The sequence below is a fragment of the Geobacillus sp. TFV-3 genome, assembly GCF_009901865.1.
GTDB classification, from domain to species: Bacteria; Bacillota; Bacilli; order Bacillales; family Anoxybacillaceae; genus Geobacillus; species Geobacillus thermoleovorans_A.
Genome location: NZ_MPSP01000001.1, coordinates 3,026,085 through 3,039,480 on the forward strand (window position 1 = coordinate 3,026,085; position 13,396 = coordinate 3,039,480).

A 13,396-nucleotide genomic window follows, 5' to 3' on the forward strand; every position below is an offset into this window, starting at 1 on the left:
TACAAATGATAAAGCTTCAAATTGCATCTATATAAGATTAGGTGCTTTACCATCTCAAAAATGTCACAAAAAAAGTTCCTTATGTCTTTCTAAAAATCTCTTCATACTTTCTTCTTGTAAAAAAAAGGAAAAGTGTCCGCAAAAAACATTATGCACAACGCACATCACACGCGAGTGCTCCATACATTTTCGGCATAAATCTTCTTCATCACCTCCTAATATACCTTCTTTAGTGCCTATCTTAAATCCTCCGATTTTCTCCCAATATTCCCGCTTTAACAAGATCGCTCCTATGCTGAAGCGATGAGGGACCGTAGAATAATGAAAAGCCTGGCTAGCAATTTTTCGCGCAGCCTCATCTAGCGGCAGACTATGTTGCCAAATCCATTGAGCAGCCTCGGGATCGGAATGACACTTAATTCCATTTGCCGCATATCGAAGTTCCCCGAAAATCTGTTTATACTTCTGGTCTAATCCCATGCTTTTAAGAAATTCTATATAAGTATACCCATTCACATTGATAATGGGCGCAACAAACCCTGGGTTAAACAGTCCTTCTTCCTCAATATGTTCATATCCTGAACGCAAATGTTCAAAATATTGATCGGTAATAAAAATATCTTCATCCAGTTTATAAATCCATTCTGCTTCAGGATGCTCCGCTATGGCTAGATTTTGAGCTAGAGAGACTTCATTGATCATAGTGGACAAGTATGACCAATGATGATGCTCTGCCCAATTAGCCAACTCCTCTGAGTAAAGACCGGAAGATACTAAGCAAATATCTAGGTTAGAAGGAGCATGCCTTGCAATTCTTTCAAGGGTAAATGGCCAAAGATACGGTTTATATCCAGCAAGCACAATCAAAAGCTGATCGCTGTTTTTTCTTCTATCGACGAAAGTATAAATATTTGACTCACAAGCCATCGTTTGAATTTGTTTTATGGCATCCTTCTTGCTCTTATCTATTGTCTCTTTCGCGTATAATCGAATCACTTCAACCCCTTGTTGCACAACGTGCTTAATCCGCTCATAGATGATCTCCTCAAACGTAGAAGAAATAACAATTGCTTTCACTCCAGCCATGATCGCTTCATCTAATTTTTGAACAGGCAATCCGAATTTCAACTTCCCTACTGCACTTGCATCACGGTCAAGCAAGCAAGAAATTTTGTTTGCAAGCGGACCCAACTCATCCAATATCCATTCTGTATGTTTTCCTGTACCATAAATAGCTACTTCTTTATCATTATATTGGTCTAATGTTTCAATAACGGTTTGAATTCGCCAATCCCTTTGTTGAATGTCATGAAAACGACGAAGCATTGCTCTCTTGTCTCCTTCGCAGTTGTTAAGTTAAAAGCATTTCCATCATGTTCTTCAATAACAATAGGTCTGATGAGTGGTCGCTCTCCGGCAACATTTTTCAAGTTGAGAAACTTTACAAAATCGGGTTCTCGAGGGTCATCATTGTTCATCCAAAACTATTTCAAGTTGTCCATCAGCATTTAATTCAATGCTTTGGAAAAGAAACCACCTATGTTCCAACAATGTGACTTCAACCTCATGTATTTCGTCTCTCAAACCGACTTTCTCAAATAACACTTGTTGGAAATAAGGGGGAAATGAATCAGAAATGCGTGGATCTATCATCGAAAAATTTTCTCTATAGCCATCAATGGTGATTCGCACTCTCTCGGCGCAATTGGCATGCCTTGCCCCAATCACCCGAATCGCCGTCCCTTTAAACTTGAATTTTATGGTTGCATTTGCTTGATTCGTCTCGTAATACGCGGCGATCACATCAGATTCCATTGACGGCTGTTTTTGAAGTTTGATTTCTTTTTTGCGCCATTGGCCGCTATAGTGAAATGCGCTAGACGTGCTTTCATATCTCTTCCATCCAGAGTCCTTTCGCTTCAATGCGGGATGCAGATACGTTTGCACGAATGGCGCGATTTCGTTATACGCTTGCTGGCATGTATGCAAATAGCGGCGAAATGACCGAACCACTTTGTTTGCTTTCATCTTCGGATCTTGTTCTTCTCGAATCGCCTGTGCTTCTTTTTGCAATAGTTCGGTATCGACGCGAACGACAGGTCGGACGTATACGTCAAAAAAGTCATTTTTCGTCCAACGGCGAAACTGCTCATCAAAGCGGGCGAATAATTTGGGCAATTTCTCTTCTTTCTGCCGTTGAGCGGCTTGTTCCAATTCATGAAGCATCGCTTCAATTTCTTGGTATCCTTTGATGAAGTCAACCATGGCTCGATTCATGTTCTCGATCTTGGCTTCCACCGCTTGGGCTGTGTTGGATGGCTGACTGGCATGCCAGTTCGCATCCACGACTTCGTCTGTCAAACGGGTTTGAATGACGGCCTCCAGCGGGATAAAGGGAGCTCCCGAGATCTGGGCGCCGCCTTTTGTTGTGTTGATGACTTCGATATGGGAATACGTCTGAATATAGTGTTCCATTAACAGCCGCATTTGGTTAAGCGATTCATTCGTTGTAATCAGCTGACCGTATACGTCCTTCACTTGCATGAGGCCGTGTCGCTCATGTTCGAGCACCTCAGCGGTTTGTTTTTCTCCGCGTTTAATCTCCTTCGCATAATAGTAGTTGTCGCGGAAGGCAAAATTTTGCCCGACGAGAATGACAGGATTCGCCTCCAACTTCGCCAATATTTGCAATGTAATGATGGCGATCGAGAAGGCATCATCGATGATTTCGCTTCGGTCCAAATGGTCCAAATAATATGGCGTTACCGTATCTTGGGATGTGACGGCGTAAAATTTTGGTCCTTTATATTTTTGAATCGTTTCATAGCCGACGCTGGTACCGTAAATCATCGGCACGTTCGCGTCAATCCCTTTGTCAATCATGTCCCAAAAAACGGCAAAGTTATGGGCCTGAGGGTCGTACGTGCAAACGGCGTCGGGAAGGATGCCATTGGCCACCAAGGCCCGATTGGCCGATCCGACGGCAAAAATGTAAGCCAACCCCTTTTCTTTGATATAACGGAGGTTGTCATATTCGTCTTGCAACGACGGGCCGGCGGCGACGAGCAAGACCGGTTTGGAGCGGAAATACTCTTTTTTGCTGAAGATGCTGGCCGACCGCAGCGTTGTCGGCAAATTCATGACGCTATTTAATGTCCACCGTTTGCTGAAGGCCCATTCTGTTGCCAAATTGATCCGCTTGGACTGTATGAGGTCACGAAACTGGCGAACAAATTGTTGAAATGGATGAGCGAAAATGCGCTCATAACTCGGCAGCGTAATGAGCAATACGTTCGTCTCCAGCGCGTTCGCAAACTCAGCAAAAAATTGCTTACGCGAAGTCTCGTCCGCTTCCACATACAGATAGCGAAGCCGTTGCAACGGCCATTCCGTGAGCCGTTTATACGATAAAAAGTGAAAAAAGACCCATGGATTCGGTTCATAAATCGTAAATACCTTATTGGGAAACATGGACAAGATTTTTTCAACATGATACCCGAGACCGATGCCGTAAAAGAACAGGTGGTCATGCTTCTCGATCTCGTCTTTCCATTGTTGAACAAGCCGCTCTGCCTCTTGCTCTGGGTTGTATTTGCTGTGCAAATACAGAGGGCGGCCGTTTGCCTGAACTTGGATCGTCGGCAACCCGACATGGGATGGGATCATTTCATATGGCTGCCCCGCTTGCTCATGTACGATGCGATTCCATAGTCGCCAAATGGCTGGGTAGTTCGTTTGCAAAAATTGCCGATTCTCTGCCAACAACATCATGTTCATCTCCCGATCACTCACAGTTTCCCCTCATATTAAGCCTTCTGCCAAAATCCAACGGCGCAACGTTTCTTTATCAATCATCTCGCCTTGAAACGGATTGTCGCACGGACGGATGTTCAGTTCCTTCGGATAGGCATGCGGTTTCCATCCGAAAGGAGGACCAATCACATACATGTCTTCTGTCTCCCATGCCGTATGTGCTTCATCTTCCGTCATGAGCTCTTCGTACATTTTTTCCCCTGGACGCAACCCAATTTCTTTGATTTTAATCGTTTCGGTAATGTGATATTTTTTTGAGACTTCCTCAATCATCACCTCAACTAAATCCCTTAGCGCCACCACTGGCATTTTCAGCACAAACACTTCTCCGCCCACGGCCAGTTCATTGGCTTTTAAAATGAGAGAAATGGCTTGCGACGGCGTCATCATATAACGAAGCATGTCCATATTGGTGACGGTCACTTCTCGATCCTCTAAAATCTGCTTTTTAAATAACGGAATGACCGAACCGCGAGAGCCCATGACATTTCCAAACCGCACTGCTGAAAAAATGGTTTGCTTCGGTCCTTTTTGATACTCTGTCGCCGCGATTAAACGTTCTGCCGCCAATTTCGTTGCACCGTACGTGTTCGTTGGCGAAATGGCCTTATCCGTGCTTGTAAATAACACTTTTTTTACCCCTGCGTTCAAAGCAGCTTGAATGACATTTTGCGTGCCGATAATGTTCGTTTTCACGGCTTCAAACGGATTGTATTCACAAGCGGGAACATGTTTCATCGCGGCAAGATGAAACACATAGTCAATATCTTCCATCGCACGCAGCACGCGCGCTTCGTCGCGAACATCACCAATTAAATAACGAAGCACATTAGAATGTTTAAACTGCTGCGCCAGTTCAAACTGCTTATGTTCATCGCGGCTAAAAATGCGAATGACTTTTGGCTCGTAGTGTAGCAGCGTTTTTGTTAAATGTTGTCCAATCGTTCCTGTACCGCCAATAATCAAGATCTTTTTTCCGGTGTAGATGCTCAACTCGTTTCACTGCCTTTGCTGTCTGCGTTTAGTTCACTACATTGACTTTAACGTGTTCCATGATGTCCTTCAATAACGGCTTGATCTCATATTGAATCAGATCCGCTATAAAAATCGCATCGTCTGCTTCTACAGCTTGAAGCAATTGCCGCAATGACTCCGCCAACGTCTCCCGCATGCAGACGAGCGTCTGACGATCAATCGTATCATTCCGATGTTCGGCAAGCCAATAAAGCGCTTGGTCGATCCATTGGATTCCTTCCAGCATTTGCTCAAATCGAACCCATGTATCTTCGGAAGGGGTTTGATAAAATTCATCGATGATGCGCTCAATCTCTGGCAAGGAGCGCGTCAAATACGAATGCATCGTTTGGAACACATCGCGTATGTATTCTTCCATCGTCACCGCCACGACGTCAATGGTGCGGATGGAATCGATTCGCTCTTCGATATAGGTCTCAACATCGTCATACACTTCGACGCCATCGATGACGAGATGACTCAATTGCCTCCCCGCCTCGGAAACCATGCGGGAAATTTGTTGGAACATCGCGTCAAGCTCTGTGCGATCATTCCGATATTCAAATGTTTGTCCGAAAATGTTGAGCTGCATGTCGCGCACTCTCCTAAACGAGATTTGTCGGTCATGATTCGACATCTTCTACCATTATTATCGGACGATTTTTGTCAATCTGAAGCGAATGGTAGGAGAAAATAATGCCAATCGATATCTTTTAAAAAAATCCCATTTTTACGAAATCGATGATTAGAGAAGCTTCCTGCGTGAGGGGGTGGAGGATTAACGACATGTTCCATTCAATCGCCAGCCTTAAAATAAAGAAGGCCCCTCTCGATCGACCGAGAAGAGGCCTTGATTTTTTCGATTATCGCAGCAGCTGAAGCACGCTTTGCGGCTGTTGGTTCGCTTGAGCCAACATCGATTGGGCCGCTTGGGTGAGAATGTTTTGTTTTGTGAATTCCATCATCTCTTTCGCCATATCGACATCGCGGATGCGCGATTCCGCCGCCGTCAAGTTTTCTGCCGACGTTTCCAAGTTGTTGATCGTATGCTCTAAACGGTTTTGGTACGAACCGAGGCGAGCGCGCTCCGTCGAAACCGTGTTGATCGCGATATCGATTTTCGAAATGGCTGCTGTCGCACCGCTGAAGGTCATAATGTCTAGAGCATATTCATCAGTGCCTGCATTGCTGACATCTGTTAACTTGTTAGCATCTCCTCCGGCAAACTTAGCATTCGCGATGCCTCCAGACAATACAGAAGATACCGATGTACCATTGGCATTCGTAGCCGCTCCAATCGTATTGGCGCTGCCGCTTGATGTCGTGCCAGCCAATCCAAGCGCTTGGGCGCGCATGTCGAAAATTTTAATTTCAAACGACTGGCTGGTATTCGCACCAATTTGAAGTTTAATCGGGCTCGCACCGCTCACATTGCCGTTCAGCAATTTTTGCGTGTTGAACTCCGTCGTATTGCCGATCCGGTTGATTTCGGACGTCAGTTGGTTGAATTCTTTTTGCAATTGCTCGCGGTCTGCTTGTGTATTGGTGCTGTTGGCCGCTTGCGTCGCCAGCTCGCGCATCCGTTGAAGGATGGAGTGAACTTCATTTAACGCTCCTTCTGCCGTCTGGATGAGCGAGATCCCATCTTGAGCGTTGCGGCTTGCTTGCTCCAACCCGCGAATTTGACCGCGCATTTTTTCCGAGATGGCCAAGCCTGCCGCGTCATCGCCCGCGCGGTTGATGCGGAGACCAGAAGAGAGTTTTTCAATCGATTTGGATGCGTTTGTCGTATTGACGGTCAATTGCCGATACGTATTCAACGCCGCGATGTTGTGGTTGATTCGCATGTTCTCTTCCTCCTTGAAATGATTTTTCTTCCACGTCCTTGTGGAAGTTGTCGGCACGGGGCGAAAGTCGGCCGCCTTTCGCCTGATGCCGCGCTCACTTTTTATATCGGCGCGTTTGTTGGAAGTTTAATAGGGAAATTTAAATTTTTTGTCGATGGTGACAAAAAAGCGCCGCTTGGGCGCTTGGTCGGGTTATGGTGTGTTCCATTGTTTCCATTTGGCGGTCAGTTCGGCAAGCGACGTTTCAGATGCTTGGGAGGCGGCGTTGTTTTCCGCTTGAATGGCAAGATACACTTCTTTGCGGTGGATGTCGATCGATTTTGGCGCGCTGATGCCGAGCTTCACCTGGTCGCCTTGGATGGCGAGGACGGTGATTTCGATGTCATCGCCGATTTGGATCGCTTCTTTGATTTTGCGCGTTAGGACAAGCATCGGGCCGCCTCCTTTACGTCGCCACTTTTTCCGGGAAGAGGCGATGTTTCGTTTTGTATGGGGTGTTGGTTAAGATCACTTGCTTGCCAGTTCGTTTTCGGACGTTGATAACCACCGGCGCCTGCAAGTTGGCCGTTGTCTCGTGGAACGGTTCGGCGACGGTGAGGATGACGTACACGGCGATGTCGCGTTCGCTTGAGATCGCTAGCTGTTCGGCTGTTGCGTCATCCAGTTCAAATTCGTACGTCGGAAAGTACGAAAACGGTTCAATCAAAACAAATCCGAGCGCGGGCGTCTCTACCGACTGCAAGATGACAAACGGCGAGTCGGCAAGCGGCAAAAGGACGAACCGCTTCTCGTCCGCGAATCCGGGCAATCCGTGGGGAAAGTGAACGATGTCTTGCTCGTTCACCGCCACCGTTCCGTGGTATTTCGTGTCGATGTTCATGGCTTGTTCCTCCTGTTTTCGTCAAATGACGACGTCTATGTGAAGCGACGGGCGCTGGGCGAGATCGATCTTGATCGCACCTTGCTGGTAGCGGATGATCGGCGCATGGGTGTTCACATCAATGCGCGGCTTTTGAATGTGCCAGTCGATGTCGAGCTGCCCGGGTTCGTAGTCCACCTTCACGCTAAACGGCGGTGGGACGAGGGCGATGTTGAACTCCAACGGCGGGCCTTCGCTGTTGGCCGCGGCCTGATCGGCGAGCGGATCGCCGCCGTTTTCAATGCGCATGAGCTCATCGCCTTGGACGGCGGTGCGGTCAATATAATCAAGCACCGCCTGCCGCCCGCGATCAGCGGCGTCTTTGATCAACTGGAACACATGCTTGTTGTTCATCGATGCCCACGCCTGCGACTGGTCGATCGTCAGGCGCGCGGGAATAGAAGCGACGCTCATTTCGGCAGACGGCTGTTCGATCGTCATCTCAGCTGGCGGCTGGGTGATGTCAAGCTTTGCAGGAACGGTTGAGATCGCCAGCTTGGCGTACGTCGCTTCCATCCTGAGCTGCGGAATGCGCATCTTCTTCCTCCTTTCGGTGAAAAAAGCTAGCGGGAAGCTAGCTTAGCGCAAAAAGTCGACCAATGTCGGCTGGATGACGCGCGCGCCGACCGCCAACGCCGCGCGGTGGACGCTTTCTTGCGTTTTCAAGTCGGTGATGACTTTTTCGAGATCGACGTCTTCGTTGTCCGACAGCATTTTTTCCGCGATCACTTGTTGGCTGTCGATGCGGTCTTCCATCAGCTCGATCCGATTCATGCGCGCGCCGAGTTCGGCGCGGACACCGAGCAAGTTGGTGAGATGGGTGTCGAGCTTGTCTAAATAGCCCGTTAGGTCATCCCCTGTCGTGCTTGAATTTTCCAATGAAGCGGCCAAATTTTGCAAGTCGGAAAACAATCCGCTGCCTGCCCCAAACGCCGCACTAGGAGGAATGTTGACCGGGATGTAAATGCCTTTGGCCAGCTCGATGTTCAACTGTTGATCATTCGTCGACACCGAAATCGTGCCATCGGCATTCACCTTGACTGGCGGTTCGGTCGTTTTCGCGCCGTTGAAAATGTATTTGTCGCCGACTTTCGTATTGGCGATCGTCACCAAATGCTCCGTCAGCTGCCGCACTTCTTTGGCGATCGCCTGGCGCTGCGTTTCTTCGTATGTATCGTTGCTCGCCTGCACGACGAGCTCGCGGATGCGCTGCAGCGCCTGCGTCGCCTTGTCAAGCGCCGAATCGGAGTTCTCCACCCAGTTGTACGCTTCGGAAAAATTGCGTTTGAACTGCTCGACTTCCGCCAAATTCGAGCGATAGGCGATCCCTTTCATCGCCACGACCGGATCGTCGGACGGGCGGGTGATTTTTTTTCCCGTCGACAGTTGGGTTTGGTATTTGTCCAAATTCTCGTAGCTTCGGCTGATTTGTTTAAGCATATTGTTCGCTAACATGCTTTGCGTGATGCGCATGATATCCACCTACCTTCCAACCACGCCCATGCCGTTGATGATTTTATCGAGCATCTCGTCAATCACCGTGATTTGCCTTGCCGCGGCGTTGTAGGCGTGCTGGAATTTGATCATGTTCATCATCTCTTCGTCAAGCGACACCGAGCTCACCGACTGCCGTTTTTCTTCCACCGACTGGCGCAGCGTTTCGCTGTTGCGTTTCATTCGATTCGCCTGTTCGCCGTCCACGCCAAGCTGCCCGATCCAGCCTTGGTAGTTCGTTTCGACCGTTCCCGAGGAAAGCGGGAGGCTGAGTGAGGCAAGGTCGACCGATATTCCGTCTTGCAGCGAAACGGTTGCGTTGGACAAAAGCAGACTGCGGACGTTGGCCAGGTTGATGGCATTGTTGCCATTTCCGGGTTCCCCGCTTTTCGTCGCCGCGGCGATGTTCGCTAAATCGTCTATGTCGGCTGCGAGCGTGATCGTTTTCGCCGCGCCGTTCACCCCGCCCAGCCCGGCAAAAAACGGGTGATTCGTGCTTCCGTTCAGGCCGTAGCCTTGTTGATGCACGTTGTTGAACACCGTGCCGAACGTGTAGGCGAGCTTGTCCAAATTGGCGAGCATGTCGGGATAAAGCCCCTTGATGATCGGTTGGCCGTTGGCATCTGTTCCGTTTTGGTAGCCATATCCTTCGATCAGCCCGCGCAGTTTGCCGTTCGGGAGGGCGGAAAACGCGACAGTGTTCGCGCCGATCGTGATGTTCCCCACCCCCGTCTTAGGAGGCATTTCCTTCACGCCATCGCCGTCGACATCGCTGCCGTCGGGAAATGACACGGCAGACGCGGTGCGTCCTTGAACGAGATACACTTTCGCGCTCCCGTTCATCACGTAGATGTCGTACGTTCCTTCGGCTATGGGCAAAGCATTTCCGCCGGTTGGATGCTTTTCCACACCGATCTCCATATATTGCGACAGCTGGTCGATCAATCGATCACGCTCATCGTACAAATCATTGGGCAAATAGCCGTTCGGCTCGATTTCGGCAATTCGTTCGTTTAAGGCGCTGATTTGGTTGAGAAGCGAGTTGATTTCCGTCACCGCCACCCCGATTTGCGAACCGATGTCCTCACGGATTTGCGTGAGTGAATTGGATAAGTAATGGAACGTCTCCACAACTGCCAATCCGCGCTGGCGGACGACGGAGCGCGCCCCCTCGTTTTCCGGGTGGGTGCTCAAGTCTTGGAGGGCTTGCCAAAACTGGTCCATCGTTTTCGCCAGTCCGCTGTCGGACGGTTCGTTCATAATATCTTCCATTTTAGCGACCGCATCAGCCCGCGCTTCCCAATAGCCGAGTTTGCTGTTTTCGCCGCGGTATTGGACGTCCAAAAAGTATTCGCGCACCCGTTCAACCGACGACGCTTCGACCCCTGTCCCCATTTGCCCAGGGATGTTCGGGCGGTTGAGCCCAGGCGTTGGGAACGGCGGCGTCGGCCGCAATTGGACGCGTTGCCGTGTGTACCCTTCCGTATTGGCGTTGGCGATGTTATGCCCTGTCGTATACAAGGCGGCTTGTTGGGCCATCATAGCGCGCCGGGCGGCTTCAAGGCCATGGAATGTCGAGAGCATTGTCCCCCTCCTTACGCTTTTGATTCAAACAGCGGGCGCTCAGGCGTCGGCGTGTATTGTTGCGTGCGGCTGTAAGTGGACGGCGTCGGAGCGAACGTCTCGATCATGGCGGTGACAAACTGAAGCGACTGCTCAATGAGCTGACGATTCAACTCATTCACCTCGGCCACCGCTTCCACCGTCGCTTTGAGCCGCTTATAGCACTCGCTTAGCTCCTCGCGCTCCTTGCCTTTTGCCATCGCGATGCATCGGACGACGGTCGCCGCCTCGTCGCCGAGCGCCTCCTTCAGCCAGCGCTGCCGCCGTTCTTCGAGTTGGCGAATGGCCAATATATGTTTTTGCTCGTCCGCAAGCAAGGCCGACAGCGCCTCGATATCGTTTTTCTTCAATGCTTCCGTTTTCCGCCGCGAAAGCGCCAGCAAGCTTTCATGCAGCTCGATGTGCGCCCGCAAAAGACGGATGAGTGCCGCAAACGTCATCATGACCCGCTTCCTTTATCGGTTGTTTCGGTAATAGTCGATCATCCGCGTCGCGACCGCCTTCAGGTCGACTTGGTATGTGCCGCTTTCAATTTGTTGCCGCAGCTCTTCGAGTTTCGCCTGCCGCGCCTGTTCCCAGCCTGCCGCTTCTTGCAGCTCTTTCGCTTCTTTCGAAATTTCCACTTTATCGCTAGACGCCTTCCCCGCCGCCAGCCGCTCTGTTTTTGCGAGCTGGCGCTGGTATGGATTGACGCTCATCGGGCCGATATGATGGATTTTCATTTCGTTCACCTCGCTTGACCGATGCTCTTCGCTTCGCGCTACTATTTGTATCGGAAAATTGCCGGAAATGTTTAGCGTTCTCGATGGTCTTGGGTGTAATAAGTGGCATGGCGGGAGCGGGCTTCTTTTTCCGTTTCTGCCTCCGCACGGCGCAAATCGGCTTGCAGCTGGCTTAGACACCTCGCACACAGCCGTCCTTCGCGGATGGTCGCCCCACAGGAATCACACGGGTAGCCGAGGTTCGGGAAATGGACGAGCTGCAGCCGCCCCGCGCGAATCCATTTGATGATCAGCTTCTCCTCCACGCCCGTCGCTTCGACGACTTGCGCCATCGTCGCCGTGCGGTTTTCCCGCTTGCGCAAAAACGCGTAGACGCGCTCAAACTGCCTCTCTTCCTCTTGATAGCACGATTCACATACGTCGCGGACAGAGTGTTTGACAAACAACCGCCCGCACTTCGCGCAATTGGACAACTCTGCCATCATTATCCCCTCCCGATTGTCGGCATCAAACGGCTTGGTCTGATAGATAAGCTCTCCTGCTTTTTCGTGCGGCCGCACAGCAGCATGTTGGACTCACTATGGCCAATGGAGGCGTTTCAGCCTGCCGATGGGTCATGTATAGATATTGATGATCAGTCCTTGAATTTCGCCAACGAGCCGCAAAACCTCAAGCCCGCGCTGTTCTTTTTGCAGTACTTCGTTCGTCAGCTCGATCAATTTTTGGTCCACTTCTTTCACGAGTTTATAAATGCGCGCTCGGCCGCCGCGGCTGAATCCGCGTTGTTCCTCGAGCTGGAGGCTGTTTTTCACCGCGTCGTCCAAAAACGACTTGACGAGCTGCTTATATTTTCGCAAGTCTTCCACCGTCCGCGACTCGGCGAGCTTTTTCCCTTGCTCCTCAATTTGTCGGACTTGTTCGTTGATGCGCTCCCACATGACATCGCGGCGCGTTTTCGCCATGACCTCGGTGAAAGACACCGACTCCATCGGGGCCTCTTCCTTGCGTCTTACGCCTATCAACCCGGCGCGCGTCACTTTTTGCACGTCCATCGCGATCACCTCTCGTTACTACCATTATCGCATAACGATAGGAAAAGGGCGAGGCTTTCTTGCCCCGCCCAGTGTAGCATTAGCTTTTCAGCAACTGCAAAATTCCTTGCGGCAGCTGGTTGGATTGCGCGAGCATCGCCTGCGCCGCCTGGGTCAAGATGTTGTTTTTCGTAAACTCGGCCATCTCCATCGCCATATCCGTATCGCGGATGCGGGATTCGGCAGCGGTCAAGTTTTCGTTCGCTGTCGTTAAGTTGTTGATCGTATGCTCGAGGCGGTTTTGATAAGCCCCCATCTTAGAACGGGATTTGGATACAGAGATGATGGCATTATCCAATGTCGTGATCGCATTCTGGGCATCAGTAACCGTTTTAATATTTAAATTGCTAATGTCTTCAGCGTCCTCGCCAAGGGAGCCTTTTAACTGCTGTTTCCAAGATAATGTCAACGTTTGCCCGTTGTTGGCTCCGAGTTGGATATCGATATTTTGATCAGCAGCAAGAATATTCATTTTGTTAAATTGCGTATCTTGCCCGATGCGATCAATTTCTTCAATCAACTGCTGAAACTCGCTGTCAAGCGCCTCGCGATCGGTATCTTGGTTCGTCCCGTTCGCCGCCTGCACGGCAAGCTCCCGCATCCGTTGGAGAATGCTGTGGACTTCGTTTAACGCCCCTTCCGCCGTTTGAATGAGCGAAATCGCATCAAGCGCATTCCGTTCCGCCATTTGCAAGCCGCGGATTTGCGAGCGCATTTTTTCCGAGATGGCGAGCCCAGCCGCATCGTCAGCCGCACGGTTGATGCGCAGACCGGACGAGAGGCGCTCCAAGTTTTTCGAAATGCTTGCTTGGTTGGCAGCTAAGTTGCGATAAGCGTTCAGCGCCTGAATGTTATGGTTGATCCGCATGAACA

Annotated in this window: 15 protein-coding genes; all 15 read right to left on the reverse strand. The window is 50.2% G+C overall.

What is annotated here, in order from left to right; all coding sequences use genetic code 11:
- Nucleotides 1-63: 63 nt before the first annotated feature.
- The gene (locus BJQ97_RS15445) at nt 64-1,326 is read right to left on the reverse strand and encodes a hypothetical protein (RefSeq protein WP_160157247.1); all 1,263 of its coding nucleotides are present in this window, start codon (nt 1,324-1,326) and stop codon (nt 64-66) included.
- 141 nt (nt 1,327-1,467) lie between these two features.
- On the reverse strand, nt 1,468-3,771 hold the full coding sequence (locus BJQ97_RS15450) for a motility associated factor glycosyltransferase family protein (protein WP_236567289.1): 2,304 nt from the start codon (nt 3,769-3,771) through the stop codon (nt 1,468-1,470).
- Between the two features lie 30 nt (nt 3,772-3,801).
- On the reverse strand, nt 3,802-4,806 hold the full coding sequence (locus BJQ97_RS15455; protein ID WP_160157248.1) for a UDP-N-acetylglucosamine 4,6-dehydratase family protein: 1,005 nt from the start codon (nt 4,804-4,806) through the stop codon (nt 3,802-3,804).
- Between the two features lie 28 nt (nt 4,807-4,834).
- Complete coding sequence (locus BJQ97_RS15460) at nt 4,835-5,419, reverse strand: hypothetical protein (protein ID WP_160157249.1); 585 nt, start codon at nt 5,417-5,419, stop codon at nt 4,835-4,837.
- 271 nt (nt 5,420-5,690) lie between these two features.
- Nucleotides 5,691-6,674, reverse strand: a complete 984-nt coding sequence (locus tag BJQ97_RS15465) for a flagellin N-terminal helical domain-containing protein (protein ID WP_160157250.1) — start codon at nt 6,672-6,674, stop codon at nt 5,691-5,693.
- A gap of 192 nt (nt 6,675-6,866) precedes the next feature.
- On the reverse strand, nt 6,867-7,106 hold the full coding sequence (gene csrA, locus BJQ97_RS15470; protein ID WP_160157251.1) for a carbon storage regulator CsrA: 240 nt from the start codon (nt 7,104-7,106) through the stop codon (nt 6,867-6,869).
- Between the two features lie 13 nt (nt 7,107-7,119).
- Entirely contained in the window at nt 7,120-7,554 is a 435-nt protein-coding gene (gene fliW / locus BJQ97_RS15475; protein WP_160157252.1) for a flagellar assembly protein FliW, read from the reverse strand.
- 21 nt (nt 7,555-7,575) lie between these two features.
- On the reverse strand, nt 7,576-8,130 hold the full coding sequence (locus BJQ97_RS15480; RefSeq protein ID WP_160157253.1) for a DUF6470 family protein: 555 nt from the start codon (nt 8,128-8,130) through the stop codon (nt 7,576-7,578).
- 42 nt (nt 8,131-8,172) lie between these two features.
- Nucleotides 8,173-9,066, reverse strand: coding sequence for a flagellar hook-associated protein FlgL (flgL, locus tag BJQ97_RS15485; protein ID WP_160157254.1), 894 nt, complete (start codon nt 9,064-9,066; stop codon nt 8,173-8,175).
- A 9-nt stretch (nt 9,067-9,075) separates the two neighbouring features.
- The gene (flgK, locus tag BJQ97_RS15490) at nt 9,076-10,671 is read right to left on the reverse strand and encodes a flagellar hook-associated protein FlgK (RefSeq protein ID WP_160157255.1); all 1,596 of its coding nucleotides are present in this window, start codon (nt 10,669-10,671) and stop codon (nt 9,076-9,078) included.
- A gap of 11 nt (nt 10,672-10,682) precedes the next feature.
- On the reverse strand, nt 10,683-11,150 hold the full coding sequence (locus tag BJQ97_RS15495) for a flagellar protein FlgN (RefSeq protein WP_160157641.1): 468 nt from the start codon (nt 11,148-11,150) through the stop codon (nt 10,683-10,685).
- Between the two features lie 15 nt (nt 11,151-11,165).
- Nucleotides 11,166-11,432, reverse strand: a complete 267-nt coding sequence (gene flgM, locus BJQ97_RS15500; RefSeq protein WP_160157256.1) for a flagellar biosynthesis anti-sigma factor FlgM — start codon at nt 11,430-11,432, stop codon at nt 11,166-11,168.
- A gap of 71 nt (nt 11,433-11,503) precedes the next feature.
- Complete coding sequence (locus tag BJQ97_RS15505) at nt 11,504-11,914, reverse strand: TIGR03826 family flagellar region protein (protein WP_160157642.1); 411 nt, start codon at nt 11,912-11,914, stop codon at nt 11,504-11,506.
- Between the two features lie 132 nt (nt 11,915-12,046).
- Nucleotides 12,047-12,484 carry a YaaR family protein gene (locus BJQ97_RS15510; RefSeq protein ID WP_160157257.1) on the reverse strand — a complete coding sequence of 146 codons (438 nt, stop codon included), beginning with the start codon at nt 12,482-12,484 and terminating at the stop codon, nt 12,047-12,049.
- A gap of 79 nt (nt 12,485-12,563) precedes the next feature.
- The gene (locus tag BJQ97_RS15515; protein ID WP_160157258.1) at nt 12,564-13,391 is read right to left on the reverse strand and encodes a flagellin N-terminal helical domain-containing protein; all 828 of its coding nucleotides are present in this window, start codon (nt 13,389-13,391) and stop codon (nt 12,564-12,566) included.
- Between the last annotated feature and the right edge of the window lie 5 nt (nt 13,392-13,396).